This window comes from Corynebacterium sp. 335C (genome assembly GCF_053525695.1).
The window spans coordinates 1,190,739-1,213,382 of the sequence record NZ_JASTTB010000001.1; the positions used below are offsets into that span (position 1 = coordinate 1,190,739).

A 22,644-nucleotide genomic window follows, 5' to 3' on the forward strand; every position below is an offset into this window, starting at 1 on the left:
CCGCCCGCGCCCGGCGCCCGTGCCCGCCGTCCCCACCTCCCCCGCGCACCGGGCGCGCACCGGGCGCGCCCGCCGCCGCGCTGCTACGGTCCCGGACGACGGCGGCGGGTGCCGCCCGATTCCGGGGGACGGGGCGACGAGGGGGATCCCATGGACGTGATGGACGCCGACGCGGCGCTGACGGCGGGGCTGGCCGCGGCGGCCGCGGGGCTGGCGCTGGCGGCGCACGTGCCGGTGCGGGGCCGGAGCCTGCGGGACCGGCTGCGGGGCACGCCGCCGACGCCGGCGGCGGGGCTGCGGGTGAGCGCCGCGGCCTCCGCCGTGCTTCCGGCGGACGAGCTGCTGGCGCTGGTGCGCGACGCGCCGGTGCCGGTCGACGCGGCGTCGCTGCACGTCACGGGCGCGGGCCCGCATGCGGCGGGCGGGGAGTTCGCGCACGGCTACCGCGCCGCGGCGGCCTCGCTCGGCGTACGGTCGGGTGGCTGGGGCGCGCTGCTGGCGACGGCGGGCGACGATCCGTCGCCGGAGGAGCGCGCCGCGCTGGCCGCGCATCTGGCCCACCGGGTGCGGTGCCTGGGCCTGCGGGCGCGGCCGCTGGACGACGCGGAGGTGGCCGACGCGCTGCGGTTCCCGCCGGGGGCCGCGGTGGCGCGGGCGACGCGGATGCGGCACCTGCGGCGGCCGCACGTGTGGCTGCGGGGCCCGGCGGCCTGGCGGGTCCCTCCGGCCCCGGAGCACGTCCTCGGCGCCGGGGATCGGGGTGCGCCGGTGACGCTGCGGGCGGCGGAGGTGGAGCGGTTCACCGTGGTCGCGGAGCCGGAGCGGCTCGACGCGGTGCTCGGCCCGGCGCTGGTGCTGGGCGCGCGGGTGGGCGTGGCGACGGCGCGGCCGCGCCGCTTCCGCGCCCTGCTCGACCGGGGCGCGGTCGTGCTGGGCCCGGGCGGGGAGGACCGCGTCGACGTCGTCGTGCGCGACGGCGATCACCCCGCGACGGGGCCCGCGGGCGGTCGCGGCGTGACGGTGCGGTCGGCGGCGCCGCGGCCGTGCCCGGCGCGGACGGGGCCGGTGCTGGCGGTCGGGGCGCACACGTGGGAGCTTGACGACGCGCGGGGCGCGCGCACCGTCATCCGCCCGCTGCCCCTGCCGCCCGACTGAGGGCCGCCGGGGCGCGGGCGGTCGGCTACTGGCCGGGCGCCGGGGGCAGGATGTCCTCGACGACGTCCGGCAGGCCCGGGGCCGCCGGGGCGCCCGGCGCGGCGGGCGCGCCCGGGGCCGGCTCGGGGGCCGGGGCGGGCTCCGGCGCGGGGGCGGGGCCCTGCGGGACGGTGGCGCCCTCGGCGACGCCGTCGCCGATGGTGGCGGTGCCCTGCGGGCCGGTGCACTCGACCTTGGAGTCGCTGAGCGCGGTGCACGTGTATCCGAAGTCGGACAGCTGCTCGCCGGGGGCGAGGGTCCGCGGCTGGTAGCCGGTGTCGGGGTACATCAGCGTCTCGTAGGTGATGCCCGACGGGTTGAAGGACACGGAGTTGGCGGTCGACTGGTTGCCGTTGATGTCGGTGACCGTCGGGGGCTCCGCGAAGTTGGTGGTGCAGTTGAGGAAGGCGTCGCCGATGTCGGTCATCCAGCACTCGGTCACGCCGTCGGCGAGGACGAAGAGCCGCGCGTTGGAGCCGTCCGGCGGGGTGAACTCCGCGGGGTCGACGACGCGGGGGCCGGTGGCGGTCTGCTCGGTCGACGTCGTCTCCGTCGTGGAGGAGCTCGACGGGGCCGAGCTGGACGTCGACGGCGGCGCCGGCGGGGCCGGCGGGGCGGACTCGTCGTCGCCGGAGCAGCCGGCGAGGGCCAGGCCGCCGATCATCAGGGTCGCCGCGAGGGCCTTGGGGAAGCGCATGGGTCACGACCATAGTCCCCCGGGCCGCCCGCGCGCCCCGTTCCGGGGGCGCCGGACCGCGGAACCCGGGCCGCGGGCCCCTAGAAGAACAGCACCTCGTCCAGGCGGGGGTCGCCGATCTGCAGCGGCGGCGTCGGGGTCGGCGGCGGGCCGGGCTCGCCGGGCGGCGGGGCGACCAGCGGGTTGCCCTCCCTGGGCTCGCCGGGCATGAAGACGTAGGGCGCGTCGCCGCCGGGGACGCCCATCACCTCGTGGGTGGGCAGCGGCGGCAGCGGCTCCGGGGACTCGGCGCGCATGCGGGCGATGGCGTCGGCGCCGATGGCGCGGTTGACGGCGAGGATGCCGACGGGGCCGTCCTTGTACACCAGCGTGGTGCCGGGGGCCCACCAGGCGCCGACGGTCCACGGCCAGGTGTAGGGCTCCTGCGGCCACAGGTTTGGCGGCGAGACGTAGAGGAAGCCGACGTTCAGCTTCTCCACGGCCCGGTCGATGTCGTTGAGCGCCCAGGGGTCGCCCTCGACGCCGGCGCCGATCTTGTCGGCGTGCCAGTAGATCATGTCGGTGGCGGAGAACCCGTCCTCCGGCACGGACGGCCAGAGGTTGTGGCGGAACAGCGACGGCAGGCCGTTGCGGGCGTACATCCAGCCGGACGACTCGTTGGGGTTGAGGTAGATGGTGTGCTCGCGGGTCTCGGGCTGGCGGGCGAGCCAGTCGAAGGCGCGGAGGTCCTCGGGGCCGACGGCTCGGCCGTCGCGGTTCTCGACGCCGTAGTCCATGGCCTCCGCGTTGCGCTGCACGGCCCAGGGGGCCATGACGCCGGCGACGGCCACCGCGGCGACGACGGCGGCGACGCCGTTCCACGGCGCCAGGCGGCGCACGGTGCCGCCGGTGACCAGCCGCAGCACGGCGGCGAGGAGCACGCCGGCGCCGGCGCAGTAGAGGTACGCCACCGGCATGATGAGCCGGTGCGGCGTGGAGTAGTGCATGGTCGCGTAGGCGTCGAGCACCCCGGCGAAGGCCCCGCCGATGGGGTGCAGGCCGTGGACGACGGTGACCAGGAAGAAGCCGAAGGCGGCCGCCGCCCAGACGGCGCGGCGCCAGACCAGCGCCACCAGCAGGCCGGCCGCGCCCGCGATGATGACGGGCCACACCGGGTGCAGCGGCTCCGCGTGCCGGGTGAGCATGCGGGTGGCCAGGATCCAGGAGCCGACGCGGTCGGTGTCGACGGTCGCGCTGAACGTCCCGATCTCCTCGTCCTGCCCCGTGCCGGACATGAGCAGCACCTGCGGGGCGAACACCAGGAGGCCGACGCCGCCGGAGGCGGCGAGCATGCCGAGGTCCCGCAGCCGGGAGCGGACGGCGCCGAGCTCCGGGCGCACCGGGGCCCACAGGCGCAGCAGCAGCCACCACAGCACGCCGAGCACCGCGGCGACCGCCAGGGCCGACGGGTGAGTCAGTCCGGCGCCGCCGAGGGCGAGGCCGGCGGGCAGGATGCGCTCCGGCCGGTGCGGCGTCGAGGAGACGAGGACGAAGCAGACGACGCCGAGGCCGATGGCCACCAGGTACGGCCAGGCGCCGACGGCGATGCCGATGGGGTACAGCACCGGCAGCGACGCCGAGGCGACGGCGGCCAGTCCCGCGGCGATGCCGGCGGAGAGCCCCGGCCGGTCGACGAGCCGCCACGCCAGGGCGGCGGCGGCCAGCGGCACGGTGACGGCGGGCACGGCGATGCCCATGAGGTTCGTGACGGCGATGGTGCTGATGCCGGAGGCCTCCCCCACCGTCGCGCCGAGCGCGTGCCACGCCGCCGGATAGAACATCGGGTCCTTCGTCTCGATGTTCTGGATCTCGCCCATCCGGGTCGCCGACGCCATGCCGAAGTCGCGGATGTAGCGGATGACGGAGGCGTGCCAGTGCACGTCCCACGCCTGCGGGATGGACTCCAGCGCGCCGGGGACGCGCTGCAGGCGGTTCCACAGCGGCGTCCACAGCAGGAAGAAGCCGGTGACGACGCCGGCCAGGCCCAGCAGCTGCGGCACGGCGGCCGCCAGGCGCCCGCCGCCGGCGCCGTCCCCGGCGTCCGCCGGCACCGCGCGGTGGCGTCCGGTGGTTCGCGTGACGACGGCCGCCTCCCCGGCCGCCTCGTCATCGCCCGCGGCCTCCGGATCCCCGCCGGCGCGGTCCCCGTCGTCACGCGACGCGCGCCTGCGGCGACCCGCCGCGAACGCCGCGCGCCACGCGGCGGCCACGGCGACGAAGCCGAGCCACACGGCGCCCAGGCTCGCGAAGCCGTAGGGGACGTCGACCAGGCCCAGCAGGAAGCCGGCGACGCCCGTGACGCACAGCGTCACGGCGGGGCCGGCCGCCAGCGCCCACGCGGGGCGCAGGCCGGCGACCGCCGACACGATCGCGCCGGGGGCGATGAGCAGCAGGAGCAGCACCAGGAGGGATGCGGGCATCGGGGAGGGGTCTCCTCACGGTCCGGGGGCGGTGCGGCGGGGTCGCCGCGGGGTCAGGGCAGCTCGCGCAGCCCGCGGGTGGCCTCCGCGCGGGAGGCCAGGTCCTCCGCCGCAGGATAGTCGATTCCGGTGAGGCACAGCCCCTTCGCCGGGGCGACCGGCACCATCGGGGACCGCTCCGTCTCCCCCAGCATCCGGGACGTGAAGTCGCGGGGCCGGCGCCCCTCGGCGACGGCGAGGCAGGAGCCGACCAGCGAGCGCACCATCGACCAGCAGAACGCGTCGGCGACGACGTCGGCCTCGTACGTCTCGGGCTCCTGCTCCGTCGAGACGTCCCGCCACGTGAACGCCTGCAGGTCGCGGATGGTCGTCGAATGCGGCCGGGCGCGGCAGAACGCCGCGAAGTCGTGCAGGCCCAGCAGCATGTCGGCCGCCTCCTGCAGCAGCGCCGGGTCGACGGACCGCGGGTGGTGGGCCGTGTCGAGGCGGCGGGTGGGCAGCGCACCGCGGTCGGCCGTCGTCACGCGGTAGACGTAGCGCCGCCGCAGCGCGGAGAACCGGGCGTCGAAGCCCTCCGGGGCGAAGGAGCAGCCGTGGACGCGGACGTCCTCCGGCAGCAGCCGCGACAGGCGCCGCACCAGGCGCGCCGGGTCGCCGCCGATGGAGCGGGCGTCGAGGGACGACCGGGGCACATCGAGGTGCGCGACCTGCCCGGAGGCGTGAACGCCGGCGTCGGTGCGGCCCGCGACCGTCAGGCGCGCGTCGGTGCGCAGCACCATCGACAGGTTCTCCTCCAGCGTCGCCTGCACCGTGCGCAGGTTCTGCCGGGGCTGGGCGGCCCAGCCGTGGAAGTCCGTGCCGTCGTAGGCGAGGTCCAGGCGGAGACGGACGACCCCGCCGCCCGCACCTTCGTCGGTGCGGTCGGCGGGGTCGTCTGCGAGGTTCGGGTTCACCGGGGTGACCCTACTACTTGTCGTCGCCCTTCTCGGCGTCGGCGGCCTCGGCCTCGGCCTCGGCGTCGGTGGCCTCGTCGGCCTCGACCTCGGGGGCCTCCTCGGCCTTCTCCTCGGCGGCCGGGGCGGCGGCCTCGGTCACGCGGGTGGCCTCGGCGGTCGCGGTCTCCTCGTCGACCAGCGCGATGAGGGAGATCGGGGCGTTGTCGCCCTTGCGGTTACCCAGCTTGATGATGCGGGTGTAGCCGCCGTCGCGGTTCTCGAACTTCGGGCCGATCTCGTCGACCAGGAGCTGGACGATGTAGTTGTCGTTCAGCTGCTTGGCGATGTTGCGGCGGTCCGCCAGGGTGCCGCGCTTCGCCTTGGTAATGAGCTTCTCCGCGTACGGGCGGAGCAGCTTGGCCTTCGTGTCGGTGGTCTTGATCTGGCCGTGCTCGAACAGCTGCTTGGCCAGGTTGGCCAGGATCTTCCGCTGGTGGGAAGGCGAACCGCCGAGACGGGCGCCCTTCTTGGGCTTGGGCATGGTTTCTCCTCGTTGGTGTGGTAGTCGCGGTGGTTGCTACTCGAAGTGGCCCTCGTCGTTCCCGTCCGACCACTCGACGCCGCCGGCGAAGCCGTCGCCGGCGCCCGGGTCAAAGCTGTCCGGCGAATCCTTCAGCGACAGGCCGAGCTCCGCCAGCTTCTCCTTGACCTCGGTGATCGACTTGTCGCCGAAGTTGCGGATGTCCAGCAGGTCGGACTCGGTGCGGTTCGCCAGCTCGCCGACCGTGTGGATCTCCTCGCGCTTCAGGCAGTTGTAGGAGCGCATGGAGAACTCCAGGTCCTCGATCGGGGTGGACAGCGCGGCGTCGTCCTCCGCCTCGCGCGGGGACGGGCCGATCTCGATGCCCTCCGCGGCCTCGTTGAGCTCGCGGCCCAGGCCGAAGAGCTCCACCAGGGTCTTGCCGGCGGACGCCATGGCGTCGCGGGCGGTGATGGAGTTCTTGGTCTCCACGTCGATGATCAGCTTGTCGAAGTCGGTGCGCTGCTCGACGCGGGTCGCCTCGACCTTGTAGCTGACCTTCAGGACCGGGGAGTAGATCTGGTCCACCGGGATGCGGCCGATCTCGCCGCCGGAGTTCGGCATGGCGGGAACGTAGCCGCGGCCCCGCTCGACGACCATCTCGATCTCGAGGCGGCCGTCCTCGTTGAGGGACGCGATGTGGTGATCCGGGTTGTGGATCTCCACGCCGGCCGGGCACTCGATGTCGCCGGCCGTCACGGCGCCCACGCCCTCGCGGCGCAGGTAGACCGTGGCGGGCTCATCGAACTCGGAGCTCAGCACCAGGCCCTTGACGTTCAGGATGATGTCGGAGACGTCCTCCTTGACGCCCGGGATGGTGGTGAACTCGTGGAGCACGCCCTCGATGCGGATGCTGGTCACGGCCGCGCCCGGGATGGACGACAGCAGCGTGCGGCGCAGCGAGTTGCCGAGGGTGTAGCCGAAGCCCGGCTCCAGCGGCTCGATGACGAACCGGGAGCGGGAGGAGTCGACGTAGTCCTCGGTGAGCGTGGGGCGCTGGGAAATGAGCATGGTGGGGATCCTCCTGGTTGGCGACCGCTATATGACGCCAGTGGGAACGGGATGCGAGGGGGTGTCGGTTCCTACTTCGAGTAGAACTCGACGATGAGCTGCTCCTGCAGCGGGGTGTCGATCTGCGCGCGCTCGGGCAGCTGGTGCACGAGGATGCGCAGGGACTCGGGGACGACCTGCAGCCAGGCCGGGACGACGGCGTCGACCAGGTTCTCCTGGGCGTCCTCGAACCACACCATCTTCTGGGACTTCTCCCGCACGTCGATGATGTCGTACTGCGACACCTGGAACGAGGGGACGTTGATCTTCTTGCCGTTCACGGTGAAGTGGCCGTGGGAGACCAGCTGGCGGGCCTGGCGGCGGGTGCGGGCCAGGCCGGCGCGGTACACGACGTTGTCGAGGCGGGACTCCAGCAGGATCACGAGGTTGTCGCCGGTCTTGCCGGGGCGGCGGTTGGCCTCGGCGTAGTAGCGGCGGAACTGCTTCTCCATGACGCCGTAGGTGAAGCGGGCCTTCTGCTTCTCCTGCAGCTGGATCAGGTACTCGGACTCCTTGATGCGGGCGCGGCCGGCCTGCCCGGGCGGGTAGGGGCGGCGCTCGAAGTTCATGTCGCCGCCGACGAGATCGACGCGGAGACGACGGGACTTGCGGGTTGCGGGACCGGTGTAACGGGCCATTTTCTCTTCCTCCTGGCTTCCTTAGACGCGGCGACGCTTCGGCGGACGGCAGCCGTTGTGCGGCAGCGGCGTCACGTCGGAGATCGAGCCGACCTCGAGGCCGGCGGCCTGGAGGGAGCGGATGGCGGTCTCGCGGCCCGAACCCGGGCCCTTCACGAACACGTCGACCTTCTTCATGCCGTGCTCCTGCGCCTTGCGCGCGGCGTTCTCGGCGGCCATCTGCGCGGCGAACGGGGTGGACTTGCGGGAGCCCTTGAACCCGACGTGGCCCGAGGAGGCCCACGAGATGACGGCACCCTTCGGGTCCGTGATGGACACGATGGTGTTGTTGAAGGTGGACTTGATGTAGGCGTGGCCCTGGGCCACGTTCTTCTTGACGACGCGGCGGCCGGTGCGGCGGCCGCGGGAGGTCTTCTGAGCAGCCATGTCTTACTTCTTCTTTCCGGCGATCGTCTTCTTCGGGCCCTTGCGGGTGCGAGCGTTGGTCTTCGTGCGCTGGCCGCGGACGGGCAGGCCACGGCGGTGGCGCAGGCCCTGGTAGCAGCCGATGTCGATCTTTCGGCGGATGTCCGCCTGGACCTGGCGGCGGAGGTCGCCCTCGACCTTCCACTGGTCCTCGATGGCGTTGCGCAGCGCGGTGACCTGATCGTCGGTCAGGTTGTCGGTGCGGAGGTCCGGCGAGATGCCGGTCTGCTCCAGCAGCTGCTGGGATCGGGCGGGCCCGATGCCGTAGATGTAGGTGAGAGCGACCACCATGCGCTTGTTGCGCGGCAGGTCGACTCCAGCAAGGCGAGCCATGTGGCTGTGTCCTTCCGGTTGGTGCGGTGGTTTGCTCCACTGCCGTCCCCGCCGGGCCGCCGCGCCCGGTCGGGTGCCGGGTGCGGTGCGGTCTGAAGTGGCGGGGCTCCGGCCACCGTGGCCGGAGGTGACGTCACGCGGACGCGCCGTGGGCGGCGTCCGCGTCAGGACGGTGGAGGCGGAATTTCCTACTTGTAGCGGTAGACGATGCGACCGCGCTCCAGGTCGTACGGGGAGAGCTCCACGACGACCCGGTCCTCGGGGAGGATGCGGATGTAGTGCTGGCGCATCTTGCCGGAGATGTGGGCGAGAACCTTGTGCCCGTTGTCCAGCTCGACGCGGAACATCGCGTTGGGCAGGGGCTCGATGACGCGGCCCTCGACCTCGATGGCGCCTTCCTTCTTGGCCATGTCCTCCACGTTTCCCCGGCCGTATCCGGCCGGAATCGGGTGCTGTCTTCGCTACTGCGGTGCGGCGTGCCGGCCGTCTCCCCCGCCTGCGACTCCCCGTCGTCGGGGCGCGTTGGGCCGGGGTCCGGACCCGGTGGTGCCGTACCGTCGTTCCACCTTACACCCGACCTGCGGTTTCCCCAAAACGCGCGGAACCGCGCCGCCGCGGTCGCGCGGGTGCGCGTCGCGGTGGCGCGGCGGGTGCGCGCGGGGTGCGCGCCGTCGCGTGACGACGTGCCCCGCGGGCGGCGCCGTCAGGCGCCGGCGGCGGCCTCCTCGCCCTCCCTGCGGGCGGCCTCGCGGACGAGGTCGCCGCGGGCCATGCGGTTGACGGCCAGGGCGATGGCGCCGTCGCCGGTGACGTTGCAGGCGGTGCCGAAGGAGTCGATGGCGATGTAGGCGGCGATCATGAGGGCGACCTGGCCCTCGTCGAAGCCGAGCTGGGCCTGGAGCAGGCCGACGGCGGCCATGATGGCGCCGCCGGGGACGCCGGGGGCGGCGACCATCATGATGCCGAGCAGCAGGATGAAGCCGAGGGCGGCGCCGGCGGTGAGCTCGCCGCCGGTCATGAAGACGATGGCGAAGGCGAACAGTCCGATCTTCATCATGGAGCCGGACAGGTGCACGGTGGCGCACAGGGGGATGACGAAGCCGCCGACGGACTCGGAGACGCCGTTGTTCCGGGCGCAGCGCAGGGTGACCGGGATGGTCGCGGCGGAGGACGACGTGCCGAGCGCGGTGAAGTACGCGGGCAGCATGTTCTTCAGCGCGCGGAGGGGGTTCACGCGGGCGTAGGCGCCGGCGAGGACGTACTGCAGCAGCAGGACGACCCACGTCATGATGGTCGCCAGGATGAGGACCTTCGCGAAGGCGGTGAGCGTCAGCGTGAGGTTGCCGTTCATGCCCATCGCCAGGAACATGCCGAAGATGTACGGCGGCAGCAGCGGGATGATGAACTTCACGATGACGGCCATGATGGCGTCGCGCAGCTCCTCCGCCGCGGTGGTGAGCACCTGCGCGCGGATGGCGGCCATGGAGATGCCGACGGTGAAGGCGAGCAGCAGCGCCGCCATGACCTCCATCGGGGCGGGCATCTCGACCTCGAAGTAGGGCGCCAGCGCCCCGGCGTCGATGTCGACGGCCTCGACCATGCGCTGGTTCTCCAGCAGCGCCGGGTAGAGCGCCACGGCGACGCCCCAGGCCATGAGGCCGGAGATGATCGTCGACACGTAGGCGATGCCGGCGGTGGCCCCCAGCCAGCGACCCGCGCCCGCGCCGAGGCCCGCGATGGCCGGCGTGATGAGCGAGAAGATCAGGATCGGCACGAAGAAGCCGAGGAAATTGCCGAACAGCCCGTTGAAGGTGACGAACACCCTCGCCAGCCACTCGGGGAAGAAGAGGCTGCACACGATGCCGAGGACGATGGCCACGACGATCTTGAACAGCAGGGACGACGTGATGGCGGATGCTTTCACGGGGGTCTCCGCTCTGGCGCGGCGGCCGCCGGGCCCGGGGCGTCCCCGGGCGGCGCGGGCGGCCGCGTGGTGGATCTGACGCGGATGATTCTAGAACGCCCGCCCCGGCGCCCCTCCCCCCGGACCCCGCCCCTGGGGCGGGCGCCCTCTGCCGTGCCGCGTGCACCCCGGGCCCGCGGCCCCTAGTGCACCGACGGGCGGCCGGTGAGGATGCGCGGGCCCGCGGCGGTCGCCGCGACGGTGTGCTCCCAGTGCGACGCCGGGCGGCGGTTGGCGCTGACGACGGTCCAGCCGTCGTCCAGCTCCTCGGAGTCGATTTCGCCGTCGAGGATGAGCATCGGCTCGATGGCCAGCACGGATCCCTCGACGATGCGCGGGCCCTTGCCCGGGGCGCCCTCGTTGGGCAGGAACGGGTCCATGTGCATCTCGCGGCCGATGCCGTGGCCGCCGTATCCGTCGATGATGCCGAGGCCCACGCCGAACTCCGCCTCCGCCGCGCGGGTGGCGGTCTCGATGGCGTGGCTGATGTCCGTCAGGCGCGCGCCCGGGACCATCGCCGCGATGCCGGCGTCGAGCACCCTGCGGGTCGCGCGGTTGAGCTTGTCGACGTCGTCCGCGAGCTCGCCCACCCCGAAGCTCCAGGCGGAGTCGCCGTGCCAGCCGTCGAGGATGGCGCCGCAGTCGACGGAGACCAGGTCCCCCTCCTTCAGCACCACGTCCGCCGACGGGATGCCGTGGACGACGACCTCGTTGACGGAGGCGCAGATGGAACCCGGGAAGCCCTCGTAGCCCAGGAAGGAGGGCACGGCGCCGGAGGAGACGATGACGTCGTGGGCGACGGCGTCGAGGTCCTTCGTCGTCACGCCGGGCGCCGCGGCCTCGCGCACGGCGACGAGCGCCTCGCCGACGATGGCGCCGGCGGCGGCCATGGCGTCGAGCTCCCCCGGGGTGCGCGCCGGCACCGTCCTCTTCTTCCGTCCGATCGTGAACATGGCGGACACGCTACCCCCTCCCCCGCCGGGGACGGCGAAGGGCCCCGCGCGCCGTCTCCGGCGTGCGGGGCCCCGTCGTCACGCTCACGCGTGCGGAAGGCGGACTACTTCAGCTTGTCCAGCTCCTCCATGGTGCGGGCGTTGATGTCCTCGACCGTGCCCTCCGCCTTCACGACGATGAGCTGGTCGGCGTAGTGGTCCAGCAGCGGCGCCGTCTCGTCGCGGTAGACGCCGAGGCGGGTGCGGATGGTCTCCTCGTTGTCGTCGGCGCGGCCGCGGGCGAGCATGCGCTCCACCACCACGTCCTCGGAGACGTCGAACTGCACGACCGCGTCGAGCTTCTCGCCCAGGCCGTCGAGGATCGTCGTCAGCTCGTCGGCCTGCGGGACGGTGCGCGGGAAGCCGTCGAGGAGGAAGCCGTCCTTCGCGTCGTCCTCCGACAGGCGCGAGGCGACCATGCGGACGGTGACGTCGTCCGGCACGAGCTTGCCCGCGTCGATGTACTGCTTGGCCTCCACGCCGAGCGGGGTGCCCTCGCCGATGTTGGCGCGGAACAGGTCGCCGGTGGAGATGTGGGGCACGCCCAGCTTCTCGGTGAGGATGGCGGCCTGGGTGCCCTTGCCGGCACCGGGGGGACCGAGGAGAACGAGTCGCATTACTTCAGGAACCCTTCGTAGTTGCGTTGCATCATCTGGCTTTCAATCTGCTTGACCGTCGTCAGTGCAACGGAGACGAGGATCAGCAGGGCCGTACCTCCGAACATACCGCCGGCGGTCTGGCCGGCACCCCCGCCGATGCCCAGATCGAGCATGAGGTTCGGCAGGACGGCGATGAGGCCCAGGTAGAGCGAGCCCACCGTCAACAGGCGGGTGATGACGTACCCCAGGTACTCGGCGGTCGGGCGGCCCGGGCGGAAGCCCGGGATGAACCCGCCGTACTTCTTCATGTTCTCCGCCTGATCGTTCGGGTCGTACTGGACCGAGACGTAGAAGAAGGAGAAGAACACGATGAGGACGAAGAACACCAGGATGTACTGCCACGACGACGGCGACGTCAGGTACTGGATGACGTTCTGCTGCCACCAGTTGTCCGGGTTCGGGTTCGTCTGGCCGGACTGGATGATCTGGGTGATCAGGACCGGCACGTAGATGAGGGACGACGCGAAGATGACCGGGATGACGCCGGCCTGGTTGACCTTCAGCGGCAGGTAGGTGGAGGTGCCGCCGTACTGGCGGCGGCCCACCATGCGCTTGGCGTACTGCACCGGGATGCGGCGCTGGCCCTGCTCGATGAAGATGACGCCGATGATGAGGACCAGCACGGCCGCCATCACGAGGGAGAACACCAGGCCGCCCGAGGACTGCAGGATGTTCAGCGCGGACGCCGGCATCTGCGCGGCGATGCCCGCGAAGATGAGCAGCGACATGCCGTTGCCGACGCCGCGGTCGGTGATGAGCTCGCCGAACCACATGACCAGGATCGCGCCCGAGGTCAGGACCAGGACCATGACGATCATGGTCCAGATGCCCGCGCCCTCGACCAGGAGCGACTGGCCGCCGCCGAGCAGCGCGCCGCGGTCCGCCATGGCGACGATGCCGGCGGACTGCAGCAGGGCGAGGCCGACCGTGATGTAGCGCGTGATCTGCGTCATCTTCGCCTGGCCGGTCTGCCCCTCCTTCTTCAGCTGCTCGAAGTAGGGGATGACGACGGTCAGCAGCTGCACGATGATCGACGCGGTGATGTACGGCATGATGCCGATGCCGAAGATCGCGATCTGGAGCAGCGCGCCGCCCGAGAACAGGTTGATGAGGTTGTAGACGCTGGACTGATCCTGCGTCACCGCCTCGAGTCGGGCGTTGACCAGCTGGTAGTCGACGCCCGGCGTCGGGATCTGCGCGCCGATGCGGTACAGGATGATCATGCCCAGGGTGAACAGGATCTTCCGCCGCAGGTCGGGGTCGCGCAGCGCCGCCAGGAAACCGGTTGGCACGTGCATCCTCCTGTGGTCGCCGGGCCCTCCCCGGTGCGCGGTCGGCGCGTCGCGGGTCGGCTCCCCGGCGGGGAAGTCGTCGATGGTCGGAAGTGGACGCCGGTAGTCTACCAGCGCCCCCGGCCGCGCCCGCATCGGCGGGCCGGAAAAGCGACGGGGCCCCGCCGTCACGCTGTTCGCGCGTGACGGCGGGGCCCTCGCGGCCTCCCGGGCGCGCGGCGCCCGGGGTCGGCGGCTACGCCTCGGTGACGGAGCCGCCGGCGTTCTCGATCTTCTCCTTGGCGGAGCGGGAGAACTTGTCGGCGGTGACGTTGACCTTGACGTCGATCTCGCCGTCGCCCAGCACCTTGACGGGCTGCTTGGCGCGCACGGCGCCCTTGGCGACGAGGTCGGCGACGGTGACGTCGCCGCCCTGCGGGAACAGACGGGCCAGGTCGGCGACGTTGACCACCTGGAAGGTGACCTTCGCCGGGTTCTTGAAGCCCTTCAGCTTCGGCAGGCGCATGTGCAGCGGCATCTGGCCGCCCTCGAAGGCGGCGGAAACCTGCTTGCGGGCGCCGGTGCCCTTGGTGCCGCGGCCGGCGGTCTTGCCCTTGGAGGCCTCACCGCGGCCGACGCGCGTCTTGCTCTTGCGGGACCCCGGAGCCGGGGCCAGGTCGTGGAGCTTGATGGGATCGCTCATGTTTACCTACTCCCCCGCCACTTCTTCGACCTCGACCATGTGACGGACGACGTTCACCAGGCCGCGGACCTCCGGGGTGTCCGGGCGGACGACGGAATGGTGACGGCGCTTCAGGCCGAGGGTGCGCAGCGAGTCCTTCTGCTTCTGCTTGGTGCCCGCGGTACCGCGGACCTGGGTGATCTTCAGAGCCATTGCTGCTTACGCCCCCTGTCCTGCACGGGCCCGCAGCATGCCGGCCGGGGCCACCTCCTCGACGGTCTTGCCGCGGCGGGCGGCGACCTCCTCCGGACGCACCAGCTGCTTGAGCGCGTCGACGGTGGCGTGGGTCACGTTGATGGAGTTGTCGGAGCCCAGGGACTTCGACAGCACGTCCTGGACGCCGGCGCACTCCAGCACCGGGCGGACCGCGCCGCCGGCGATGACGCCGGTACCCGGGGCAGCCGGGCGCAGGAGGACGACGCCGGCGGCGGTCTCGCCCTGCACCGGGTGCGGGATGGTGCCGCCGATCATCGGGACGCGGAAGAAGTTCTTGCGAGCCTCCTCGGCGCCCTTCTGGATCGCCGCGGGAACTTCCTTGGCCTTGCCGTAGCCGACGCCGACCATGCCCTCGCCGTCGCCGACGATGACGAGCGCGGTGAAGCTGAAGCGGCGACCGCCCTTCACGACCTTCGACACGCGGTTGATGGTGACGACGCGCTCGACGTACTGCGAGCGCTCGTCCTGCTGGCGACGGTTGTCGCGGCCGCCGCGGCCACCGCGGCGGTCGTTGTTGTTGTTGGCGGAGCCACGTCCGCCGTCACGCTTCTGCGTTTCAGACATCACGCGTTCCTTCCGTTCGAGATCTCGTTTCGCGTCGTCATTAGAACTTCAGACCACCTTCGCGGGCGGCGTCGGCCAGGGCCGCGACGCGGCCGTGGTACTGGTAGCCGCCGCGGTCGAAGACGACCTGCTCGATGCCGGCCTCCTTGGCGCGGGCGGCGATGGTCTCGCCGACCTTGGCGCCCTTGGCCTTCTTGTCGCCCTCGACGTCGCGCAGCGCGGCCTCGACGGTGGACGCGGCGGCCAGGGTGCGGCCGGTCGTGTCGTCGATGATCTGGGCGCTGATGTGGCGCGAGGAGCGGTGGACGACGAGACGCGGGGTCTCCGCCGTGCCGCGGACCGTCTTGCGCAGGCGCGCGTGGCGGCGGGCGCGGGCGATGCGGCGGCGGGTGGAGATGTCCCGGCCGACCGGAAGTCGCTTGTCGTTGGTGTTGCTCATTACTTACCCGTCTTTCCGACCTTGCGGCGGATCTGCTCGCCCTCGTAGCGGATGCCCTTGCCCTTGTAGGGGTCGTCCTTGCGGAGACGGCGGATGTTCGCGGCGAGCTGACCGACCTTCTGCTTGTCGATGCCAGAGATGGAGAACTTCGTGGTGCCGTCGACGTCGAAGGTGACGCCCTCCGGCGCCTCGATGAGCACCGGGTGCGAGTAACCCAGGGAGAACTCGAGGTCCTTGCCCTTCTTCTGCACGCGGTAGCCGACGCCGAAGATCTCCATCTTGATGACGTAGCCCTCGGTCACGCCCACGACCATGTTGTTGATCAGGGAGCGGGACAGGCCGTGCAGGGAGCGGCTCTTGCGGTGGTCGTCGGGGCGGGAGACGACGATCTCGTTGCCCTCCTGGGCGACGGTGATCGGAGCCGGAACGGTGAGCGCGAGCTCGCCCTTCGGGCCCTTGACGGTGACGTCCTGGCCGTCGACCGTCGCGGTGACGGAGGACGGGATGACGACGGGGTTCTTGCCGATACGCGACATTGCTTCGTTTCCCCCTTACCAGACGTAGGCGAGGACTTCCCCGCCCACCTTCTTCTCGGCGGCCTGACGGTCGGTCAGGAGGCCCTGGGACGTGGAGATGATGGCCACGCCCAGGCCACCCAGGACCTTCGGCAGGTTGGTGGACTTGGCGTAGACGCGCAGACCCGGCTTGGAGACGCGGCGCAGCCCGGCGATCGAACGCTCGCGGGACGGGCCGTACTTCAGGGTCATGGTCAGGGTCTTGCCGACCTTGGCGTCCTCGACGGTGAAGTCCTCGATGTAGCCCTCCTGCTTGAGGATCTCGGCGATGTGCGCCTTGAGCTTCGAGGACGGCATCGTGACGGAGTCGTGGTACGCGTTGTTGGCGTTGCGCACGCGCGACAGCATGTCGGCGATGGGATCAGTCATGGTCATGTCAGGTGACCGTGTCCTTTCTCGCTGCGGTTCCTACCACCCCGTACGGCGTGATCCGTCCGATTTGCGGGCTGCTTCGCGCCGTCGCGGTTCAGTAGCCGCGGCGGCTCGCCACCCTCGACGGCCGGGACGCCCTGTGGGCGGTGGGCCTTCAGCAAAGTAGTGCGGTTCTCTGCCCGCGCCAGCGGCCGGGCCGCATGCGGGCATGCGGGGATGGCCGCGCCGCGGCGCGAGGCCAACGTTAGCAAACGCCCCGCGACCGGGCAAAATCGCGTGACGACGGCACCCGCCCCCGGAAACGGCGGAACCCGCCCCGTCGCGCGGTGCGCGAGGGGGCGGGCGAGTCTCCGGTGCGGATGCCGCCGTGCGGCGGGGCGGGGGCTAGATGCCCAGGCCGCCCTTGATGATGCCGGCGAGGCCGTACTGGCCCTGGATGGTCGGGTGGTTGGTCATCGGGCCCATCTTCGGGTCCATGAAGCCGGCGACCCAGCGCTGATCCTCGGGGGCGCAGGAGGAGTGGGACTTCGTCGGCTCGTAGACGTCGATGAAGTTCGCGCCGGCGGCGTGGGCGGCGTTGCGCAGGTTGTCGCGGAACGCCTCCTGGACCTTGTCGGAGCCCGGGGTCGGGATGCGGACGATGCCGTTGTTCGGCATGTTCACCAGGCACAGGTTCTCGCCGTTGCCCTCGGAGGACGGCTCGGCGTAGGCCTGGTAGGAGGTGAAGGTCACGCGGGCGCCCGGGGCGACCTCGTTGACGCGGTTCTTGACGTGGCGGATGAGCTGGCGGTAGACGGACTCGTCCGGAACCGGGATGTTCGCGAACTGGCTCGCCATGTCGACCCACTGCACGGTGTCCATGCCGCCGTACATGAGGACGACCTCCTCGGTGCCCGGGCCCAGGTCGCCGTACATGATGGCGGCCTCGAGGTAGCCGAGCATCTGGACGATCGGGGCGCCGCCCATGCCGTTGCAGGACCAGTCGCCGACGGACTTGCCGGAGTCGCGGCCGACGATCTTCGGCCAGTTCTCCATGTCGGTGGCGCAGTTGGCGACGAGCGGGGTCTGGCCCGGCTCGAGGCCGCGCGGGCCGGACTTGCCCGCGTTGGCGGTGAAGGAGTCGCCGAACGCGACGATCTGCTTCGGGGTGGAGACGCCCTGGCCGAAGCCCTCCGGGAGGTTCAGCATCGGGGCCTGCACCGCGACGCCCTGGGCGTCGAGGTTCTGCTGCAGCTGGCCGATGGCGGCCGGGTCGTGCGGGGTCGCGGCCGGGGCGACGGCGGGGGCGGGAGCCGGCGCGGGGGCCGGGTCGGCGGTGGCCATCGGGACGAGGACGCCAGCGCCCAGGGCGGCGACGCCCGCGACCGCGGCGGCCCGGACGGCGGTACCGAAAGACTTCTTCATGCGTGTAAACAAACCCGACGGCCCGACCTTTGTCAAATCGTGACCTTAGGGATTCTCAGGGGAAATCCCCCGGCTGCGCTGGAGCGATGCGCCCGCCCGCGGCCATCCCGCAGGTCATGCACGGGTTTTCCCCTCCGCGCGCCTCAGGCGAATCTTCCGCCACATGCGCCACCCTGGATCGTTCAGGGGCGCCCGCGCGCCGGCGCCGGCGTCGCGGAGGGCCCCGTCGCAACGCGAAGAACCCGGGCCCCGCGCCATCCGGTGGATGACGCGGGGCCCGGGCTCATGCGGGGCCTGCGGCCGCGATTAACGGACTAGTCGCGGTGGTGGGCCTGCTTGAACGGGAAGCCCAGCTCGCGCAGGAGCGCGCGGCCCTCCTCGTTGTTGGTCGCGGTGGTGACGACCGTGATGTCCATGCCGCGCGGCTTGTCCATCTTGTCGATGTCGATCTCGTAGAACATCGACTGCTCGGACAGGCCGAACGTGTAGTTGCCGTGGCCGTCGAACTGCTTGTCGGACAGGCCGCGGAAGTCGCGGATTCGCGGGAGGGCGACCGTCAGCAGACGGTCCAGGAACTCCCACATGCGGTCGCCGCGCAGCGTGACGCGGGCGCCGATCGGCATGCCCTCGCGCAGCTTGAAGTTGGCGATGGACTTGCGGGCGCGGCGCAGCTGCGGCTTCTGGCCCGTGATGAGGGTCAGGTCGTTCAGCGCGCCGTTGATCTGCTTGGAGTCGCGCGCGGCCTCGCCGACGCCCATGTTGACGACGACCTTGGTGACGCCCGGAATCTGCATGACGTTGTCGAAGGAGAACTCCTTCTGCAGGTTCTCGCGGATCTCCGAGCGGTAGCGCGCCTTCAGGCGGGGGGTGTAGTTCTCGCTCATGATCAGATGTCCTTCCCGGTGCGGCGGGAGATGCGAACCTTCTTGCCGTCCTCGTCGACGCGGTAGCCGACGCGGGTCGGCGTGCCGTCCTCGTCGAGCAGCATGACGTTCGACACGTGGATCGGGGCCTCCTGCGTGACGATGCCGCCGGAGGAGGCGCCGCGCTCGGCCGCCGAGTCGGCGACGTGCTTCTTGATGCGGTTCACGCCCTCGACCAGGACCTTGTCGCGGGTCGGGTAGGCCTCGATGACGGTGCCCTTCGCGCCCTCGTCGGGGCCCGAGATGACGAGCACGGAGTCGCCCTTGCGGATCTTCACTTAAATCACCTCCGGGGCGAGGGACACGATCTTCATGAACTTCTTCTCGCGCAGCTCACGGGCGACGGGCCCGAAGATGCGGGTGCCGCGCGGCTCGCCGTCCGGCTTGATGATGACGGCGGCGTTCTCGTCGAACGAGATGTAGGAGCCGTCCGGGCGACGGGTCTCCTTCTTCGCGCGGACGATGACGGCCTTGACGATCTCGCCGGACTTGATGTTGCCGCCCGGGGTCGCCTCCTTGACGGTGGCGACGATCACGTCGCCGATGCCGGCGAAGCGTCGGGTGGAGCCGCCGAGCACGCGGATGCACAGGATCTCCCTGGCACCGGTGTTGTCGGCGACCCGCAGACGCGATTCCTGCTGAATCACTGCGATTCTCCTCGACCTGGATTGCTGTGTGCGCCGGATTTCCGTCCCGGACGCACGCGGTCATTGACTTGCGCCGCGGATGTGGTTGGCGGGGGTCTCGGAGCCGGGCGCCGCATGCGGAAATTCACGCGGCCCCGAACCGACGCGCACCGCCGATCCGCAACCCGGGAATTATCGCACGTCACCCGGCCGGGGGCCAAATCCCCCCGCCCGGGGCCGTGCCGGCCCGCGCGCGCCGCTCCTTATAAGATCACCGGAATGCCGAATCCCTCTCCCGCGCCGTCGCGGCCCGCCCCCGGCGGCCTCGGCCCCGCGCTGCTCGCCGCCCTGTCCCTGCTGTCCGCCGCCGCGCCGCTCGGCACGGACATGTATCTGCCGGCACTCGTCGCCATGGCGGGCGACCTGGGCACGACCGCCAGCGCGGTGCAGCTGACGCTGACGACGTTCATGGCGGGCATGGCTGTCGGCCAGCTCCTCGCGGGCCCGGTCTCCGACGCGGTGGGCCGCCGCGGGATGCTCGTCGGCTCCTCCGTCGCGTTCCTGGCGACGTCCGTCGCCTGCGCGCTCGCGCCGTCGGTCGGCGTGCTCGTCGCGATGCGGCTGCTGCAGGGACTCGCCGGCGGCGCGGGCACCGTCGTGGCGCGCGCCGTCATCCCCGACGTCGTGCACGGCCGCGCGGCGGCGAAGGCGTACTCGCTGATGATGGCCATCAACGGCATCGCGCCCATCGTCGGGCCGGTCATCGGCGGCCTCATCATCCCGGTCGCCGGATGGCGGGGCATCTTCTGGACGCTCGCGCTGGTCAACGTCGCCATGATCCTGGTGTCGCTGTTCGTCGTCCCCGAGACGCTGCCCGCCGACCGCCGCTCGCCCGGCGCGGTCCGCGGCCTGCTGCCCGGCATCGCCGGGGCCCTGCGGGTTCCGCGCTTCGTGCCGCTCATGCTGGCCTTCGCCGTCGGCTTCGCCGTGATGTTCGCCTACATCTCCGGCTCGCCGTTCGTGCTGCAGGACCAGCTGGGGCTGTCGCCGCAGGCGTACTCGCTGGCGTTCGGCTTCAACGGCGTCCTGGTCGTCGCGCTGTCGGCGGTCAACGCGAAGCTCGTCGACCGCATCCCGGCGGGCCGGCTGCTGGTCGCGGGCCTGGCGACGGCGCTCGCAGCCTCCGTCGGCCTGCTGGTGAACGGCCTCGCGGGACCGACGCTCGCGGCGACGCTGCCGCTGATGGCCGTGGCCGTCGCGTCGATGGGCCTGGTGATGGGCAACGCGACGTCCCTGGCGCTGGAGCAGGTCGGCGCCCGGGGCGCCGGCGTCGGCGCCGCGTCCGGCCTGCTGGGCTTCCTGCAGTTCACGTGCGCCGCCGCGGTGTCGCCGCTGGTGGGCCTGGGCTCCAACGCGGCGCTGTCGATGGGCGTGACCATGACCGTCGCCGGCGTCTTCGCCGTCGCCTGCGCGCTCGCCGGCGTCCGCGGCGGCGGGGCCCCGTCCCGGCGCCGGGTGACGCTGGACTAGCGGCTCAGCCCCGCTCCAGCACCGCGACGAGGAAACCGCCGGCCGGGTCGAACGGCCGCAGGCCCCACGTCGCGAAGCGCTGCGAGACCCGCAGCCCGGCGGACCCCGCGTCGGCGGCGAACTCGTCGAAGCCCCAGCCGCGCCCGGCGCCGAAGCCGGCGACGAGGCGCCCGTCGTCCGCCAGGGCGTCGCGCAGCCCCCGCAGCACGGCGCCCCGGTCGGCGGGGTCGACGAAGCCGAGGACGTTGCCGGCGCAGACCTGCAGATCGAACGGCCCGGCCTCCCCCGCGGCGGCGAGCACCGCGCCGAGGTCGGCGAGGTCGCCCTCCAGCCACGTGGCGCCCGGGTGGTGGGCGGCGGCGACGCGGATGAGGTGGGCGTCGACGTCGACGCCGACGACATGGTGGCCGCGGTCGGCGAGGTAGCCGCCGACGCGTCCCTGGCCGCAGCCGGCGTCGAGGATGCGGGCGCCGCGCGGCGCCATCGCGTCGATGAGACGGGCCTCGCCGTCGATGTCGCGGCCCTCCCGGCGGAATGCCTCCCAGCGCTGCGCGTAGCGGCGCGAGTGCCCCGGGTCGGCTGCGGTGATCTGCGTCCAGGTGCGGAAGTCGGCCATGTCCCCCATCATGCCGGAGCGCTGGCGGCCCGTCAGCGCCGCCGGCCCTCCACGCCGTGCAGGACGGGGGCCGTCGCGATGGCGTCCTCCCCTCCCGCGACGACCTCCGCGGCATGCGCCAGCAGCTCCGCGAAACGCTCCTTCATCGGCGGCAGCTCCCCGGCCGCGAACCACCCGATGTCCGTGTTCTCCCCGTCGGCGCACCGCGGCTCGCGCCCCTCGCCCGGCGCGAGCCGCGCGAGGTACGCGTTGTCGAGGTAGCGCGCCCGGTCGCCGTTGGCGTACTCCACCAGGCCGTGGTGGCGCACCCACAGGAGCTTGACGACGTCGACCGCGACGCCCGCCTCCTCCGCGCACTCGCGCGCGGCGGTGACGTCCGGCTCCTCCCCCGGTTCGACGATGCCGCAGACGGGCGCCCACGTGCCGTTGTCTGCGCGGCGGGCGAGCAGCCACTCGGAGCCGCCGGGGGCGTCCGGGGCGTCGCGCCACACGGCGCAGGTGACGCCCTGGAGCCACAGCTCGGCGTGGCCGATGCGCTCGCGGAGGGCCAGGATGAACTCGGGGGTCGCCATGGCCCCGACGCTACGCGCCGCCGGCGATGCCGCGGGGGACGATGACGGGCATGCGCCCGGCGGGGTCGTCCCACACCTCGGCGCGCAGGCCGTAGACGTCGGCGAGCGTGCCCGGGGTGAGCGCCTCGGCCGGGGTGCCCTCGACGACGACCTCGCCGTCGCGCAGCACCAGCACGCGGTCGCTGAACATGCCCGCCATCATGAGGTCGTGGAGGACCATGACGACGGCGCGGCCGCGGCGGGCGAGCCCGCGGGCGAGCTCGAGGACGGCGATGGCGTGGGCCGGGTCGAGGAAGGTGGTGGGCTCGTCGAGCAGGACGACGGGGGTGTCCTGGGCCAGGACCATCGCCATCCACACGCGCTGGCGCTGGCCGCCGGACAGCTGGGCGACGTCGTGGCCGGCCAGCGCGGCGACGCCGCAGTCCTCCAGGGCGCGGGCGATGGCCTCGCGGTCGGCGTCGGATTCCCCGCCCCACCGGGCGCGATGCGGGTGCCGGCCGCGGGAGACCAGCTCCCCCACCGTCAGCCCCGGCGGGCAGCTCGGGTGCTGCGGCAGCAGGCTGATACGCTGCGCCGCCTCCTTCGGGCTCAGCGCGTGCACCTCGTCGTCGCCGACCCGGACGGTGCCGGAGGTCGGCTCCAGCAGCCGGGAGGCGGTCTTCAGCAGCGTCGACTTTCCGCAGCCGTTCGGCCCCAGCAGCGTCGTCACCGTCCCGGCGCGCGCCGTGAAGGACGCGCCGTGGAGGATCTCGGGGCCGTCGCCGTAGGCGGCGGCGACGCCGTCGACGACGAGGTCGGGGCCCGCCGCGCGATCGTCGGTGGTCTCCAT

General features: G+C 72.3%; 28 protein-coding genes. 2 read left to right on the forward strand and 26 right to left on the reverse strand.

Going from position 1 to position 22,644, the window contains the following annotated elements; all coding sequences use genetic code 11:
• Window positions 1-150 precede the first annotated feature (150 nt).
• On the forward strand, window positions 151-1,155 hold the full coding sequence (locus QQS41_RS05035) for a hypothetical protein (RefSeq protein ID WP_448851560.1): 1,005 nt from the start codon (window positions 151-153) through the stop codon (window positions 1,153-1,155).
• Window positions 1,156-1,180: 25 nt separating this feature from the next.
• Here QQS41_RS05035 and QQS41_RS05040 read toward each other — a convergent pair whose 3' ends face one another.
• From QQS41_RS05040 to rplN, 23 genes are all read right to left on the reverse strand, one after another.
• The gene (locus QQS41_RS05040) at window positions 1,181-1,891 is read right to left on the reverse strand and encodes a hypothetical protein (protein WP_448851561.1); all 711 of its coding nucleotides are present in this window, start codon (window positions 1,889-1,891) and stop codon (window positions 1,181-1,183) included.
• A gap of 80 nt (window positions 1,892-1,971) precedes the next feature.
• Complete coding sequence (locus QQS41_RS05045) at window positions 1,972-4,350, reverse strand: DUF6541 family protein (protein ID WP_448851562.1); 2,379 nt, start codon at window positions 4,348-4,350, stop codon at window positions 1,972-1,974.
• Between the two features lie 53 nt (window positions 4,351-4,403).
• Window positions 4,404-5,228, reverse strand: a complete 825-nt coding sequence (gene truA, locus QQS41_RS05050) for a tRNA pseudouridine(38-40) synthase TruA (RefSeq protein ID WP_448851987.1) — start codon at window positions 5,226-5,228, stop codon at window positions 4,404-4,406.
• An 88-nt stretch (window positions 5,229-5,316) separates the two neighbouring features.
• The gene (gene rplQ / locus QQS41_RS05055; protein WP_448851563.1) at window positions 5,317-5,826 is read right to left on the reverse strand and encodes a 50S ribosomal protein L17; all 510 of its coding nucleotides are present in this window, start codon (window positions 5,824-5,826) and stop codon (window positions 5,317-5,319) included.
• Between the two features lie 36 nt (window positions 5,827-5,862).
• Entirely contained in the window at window positions 5,863-6,876 is a 1,014-nt protein-coding gene (locus QQS41_RS05060) for a DNA-directed RNA polymerase subunit alpha (protein WP_448851564.1), read from the reverse strand.
• A gap of 71 nt (window positions 6,877-6,947) precedes the next feature.
• A complete protein-coding gene (gene rpsD / locus QQS41_RS05065; RefSeq protein ID WP_448851565.1) occupies window positions 6,948-7,553 on the reverse strand; it encodes a 30S ribosomal protein S4 in 606 nt (201 codons plus the stop codon).
• Between the two features lie 21 nt (window positions 7,554-7,574).
• Complete coding sequence (gene rpsK, locus QQS41_RS05070; RefSeq protein WP_448851566.1) at window positions 7,575-7,979, reverse strand: 30S ribosomal protein S11; 405 nt, start codon at window positions 7,977-7,979, stop codon at window positions 7,575-7,577.
• Window positions 7,980-7,982: 3 nt separating this feature from the next.
• Complete coding sequence (gene rpsM, locus QQS41_RS05075; RefSeq protein WP_303144059.1) at window positions 7,983-8,351, reverse strand: 30S ribosomal protein S13; 369 nt, start codon at window positions 8,349-8,351, stop codon at window positions 7,983-7,985.
• Window positions 8,352-8,539: 188 nt separating this feature from the next.
• Entirely contained in the window at window positions 8,540-8,761 is a 222-nt protein-coding gene (infA, locus tag QQS41_RS05080) for a translation initiation factor IF-1 (RefSeq protein WP_303144057.1), read from the reverse strand.
• A 293-nt stretch (window positions 8,762-9,054) separates the two neighbouring features.
• Complete coding sequence (locus QQS41_RS05085) at window positions 9,055-10,275, reverse strand: dicarboxylate/amino acid:cation symporter (RefSeq protein ID WP_448851568.1); 1,221 nt, start codon at window positions 10,273-10,275, stop codon at window positions 9,055-9,057.
• A gap of 182 nt (window positions 10,276-10,457) precedes the next feature.
• Window positions 10,458-11,267, reverse strand: coding sequence for a type I methionyl aminopeptidase (gene map / locus QQS41_RS05090; protein WP_448851569.1), 810 nt, complete (start codon window positions 11,265-11,267; stop codon window positions 10,458-10,460).
• A gap of 104 nt (window positions 11,268-11,371) precedes the next feature.
• Window positions 11,372-11,923 (reverse strand): adenylate kinase, encoded by a 552-nt coding sequence (locus QQS41_RS05095; protein WP_448851570.1) that lies wholly within the window; start codon window positions 11,921-11,923, stop codon window positions 11,372-11,374.
• Window positions 11,923-13,257 (reverse strand): preprotein translocase subunit SecY, encoded by a 1,335-nt coding sequence (gene secY, locus QQS41_RS05100; protein ID WP_448851571.1) that lies wholly within the window; start codon window positions 13,255-13,257, stop codon window positions 11,923-11,925. The genes QQS41_RS05095 and secY overlap by 1 nt, the downstream gene beginning before the upstream one ends.
• 235 nt (window positions 13,258-13,492) lie before the next feature.
• Window positions 13,493-13,939 carry a 50S ribosomal protein L15 gene (gene rplO / locus QQS41_RS05105; protein ID WP_448851572.1) on the reverse strand — a complete coding sequence of 149 codons (447 nt, stop codon included), beginning with the start codon at window positions 13,937-13,939 and terminating at the stop codon, window positions 13,493-13,495.
• Window positions 13,940-13,945: 6 nt separating this feature from the next.
• Window positions 13,946-14,131 (reverse strand): 50S ribosomal protein L30, encoded by a 186-nt coding sequence (gene rpmD, locus QQS41_RS05110; RefSeq protein WP_448851573.1) that lies wholly within the window; start codon window positions 14,129-14,131, stop codon window positions 13,946-13,948.
• A gap of 6 nt (window positions 14,132-14,137) precedes the next feature.
• Window positions 14,138-14,758, reverse strand: a complete 621-nt coding sequence (rpsE, locus tag QQS41_RS05115) for a 30S ribosomal protein S5 (RefSeq protein ID WP_448851574.1) — start codon at window positions 14,756-14,758, stop codon at window positions 14,138-14,140.
• A gap of 40 nt (window positions 14,759-14,798) precedes the next feature.
• The gene (rplR, locus tag QQS41_RS05120; RefSeq protein ID WP_448851575.1) at window positions 14,799-15,197 is read right to left on the reverse strand and encodes a 50S ribosomal protein L18; all 399 of its coding nucleotides are present in this window, start codon (window positions 15,195-15,197) and stop codon (window positions 14,799-14,801) included.
• Complete coding sequence (gene rplF, locus QQS41_RS05125; protein ID WP_448851576.1) at window positions 15,197-15,733, reverse strand: 50S ribosomal protein L6; 537 nt, start codon at window positions 15,731-15,733, stop codon at window positions 15,197-15,199. Before rplF ends, rplR begins: the two co-directional genes overlap by 1 nt.
• Window positions 15,734-15,748: 15 nt before the next feature.
• Window positions 15,749-16,147 (reverse strand): 30S ribosomal protein S8, encoded by a 399-nt coding sequence (rpsH, locus tag QQS41_RS05130; protein WP_448851577.1) that lies wholly within the window; start codon window positions 16,145-16,147, stop codon window positions 15,749-15,751.
• 381 nt (window positions 16,148-16,528) lie between these two features.
• Window positions 16,529-17,548 (reverse strand): GDSL-type esterase/lipase family protein, encoded by a 1,020-nt coding sequence (locus tag QQS41_RS05135; protein ID WP_448851578.1) that lies wholly within the window; start codon window positions 17,546-17,548, stop codon window positions 16,529-16,531.
• Between the two features lie 314 nt (window positions 17,549-17,862).
• Entirely contained in the window at window positions 17,863-18,432 is a 570-nt protein-coding gene (gene rplE / locus QQS41_RS05140) for a 50S ribosomal protein L5 (RefSeq protein ID WP_448851579.1), read from the reverse strand.
• 2 nt (window positions 18,433-18,434) lie between these two features.
• The gene (gene rplX, locus QQS41_RS05145) at window positions 18,435-18,749 is read right to left on the reverse strand and encodes a 50S ribosomal protein L24 (protein WP_448851580.1); all 315 of its coding nucleotides are present in this window, start codon (window positions 18,747-18,749) and stop codon (window positions 18,435-18,437) included.
• Complete coding sequence (rplN, locus tag QQS41_RS05150) at window positions 18,750-19,118, reverse strand: 50S ribosomal protein L14 (RefSeq protein WP_448851581.1); 369 nt, start codon at window positions 19,116-19,118, stop codon at window positions 18,750-18,752.
• Between the two features lie 258 nt (window positions 19,119-19,376).
• On the opposite strand from rplN, the gene QQS41_RS05155 reads away from it, so the two are divergent.
• Window positions 19,377-20,627, forward strand: a complete 1,251-nt coding sequence (locus QQS41_RS05155; protein WP_448851582.1) for a multidrug effflux MFS transporter — start codon at window positions 19,377-19,379, stop codon at window positions 20,625-20,627.
• 4 nt (window positions 20,628-20,631) lie between these two features.
• Here QQS41_RS05155 and QQS41_RS05160 read toward each other — a convergent pair whose 3' ends face one another.
• Genes QQS41_RS05160 through QQS41_RS05170 form a run of 3 tightly spaced genes read right to left on the reverse strand, consistent with a single transcriptional unit; the run spans window position 20,632 to window position 22,644 of the window.
• The gene (locus tag QQS41_RS05160) at window positions 20,632-21,243 is read right to left on the reverse strand and encodes a class I SAM-dependent methyltransferase (RefSeq protein ID WP_448851583.1); all 612 of its coding nucleotides are present in this window, start codon (window positions 21,241-21,243) and stop codon (window positions 20,632-20,634) included.
• Between the two features lie 32 nt (window positions 21,244-21,275).
• The gene (locus QQS41_RS05165) at window positions 21,276-21,815 is read right to left on the reverse strand and encodes an NUDIX hydrolase (protein WP_448851584.1); all 540 of its coding nucleotides are present in this window, start codon (window positions 21,813-21,815) and stop codon (window positions 21,276-21,278) included.
• A gap of 10 nt (window positions 21,816-21,825) precedes the next feature.
• Window positions 21,826-22,644, reverse strand: a complete 819-nt coding sequence (locus tag QQS41_RS05170) for an ABC transporter ATP-binding protein (RefSeq protein ID WP_448851585.1) — start codon at window positions 22,642-22,644, stop codon at window positions 21,826-21,828.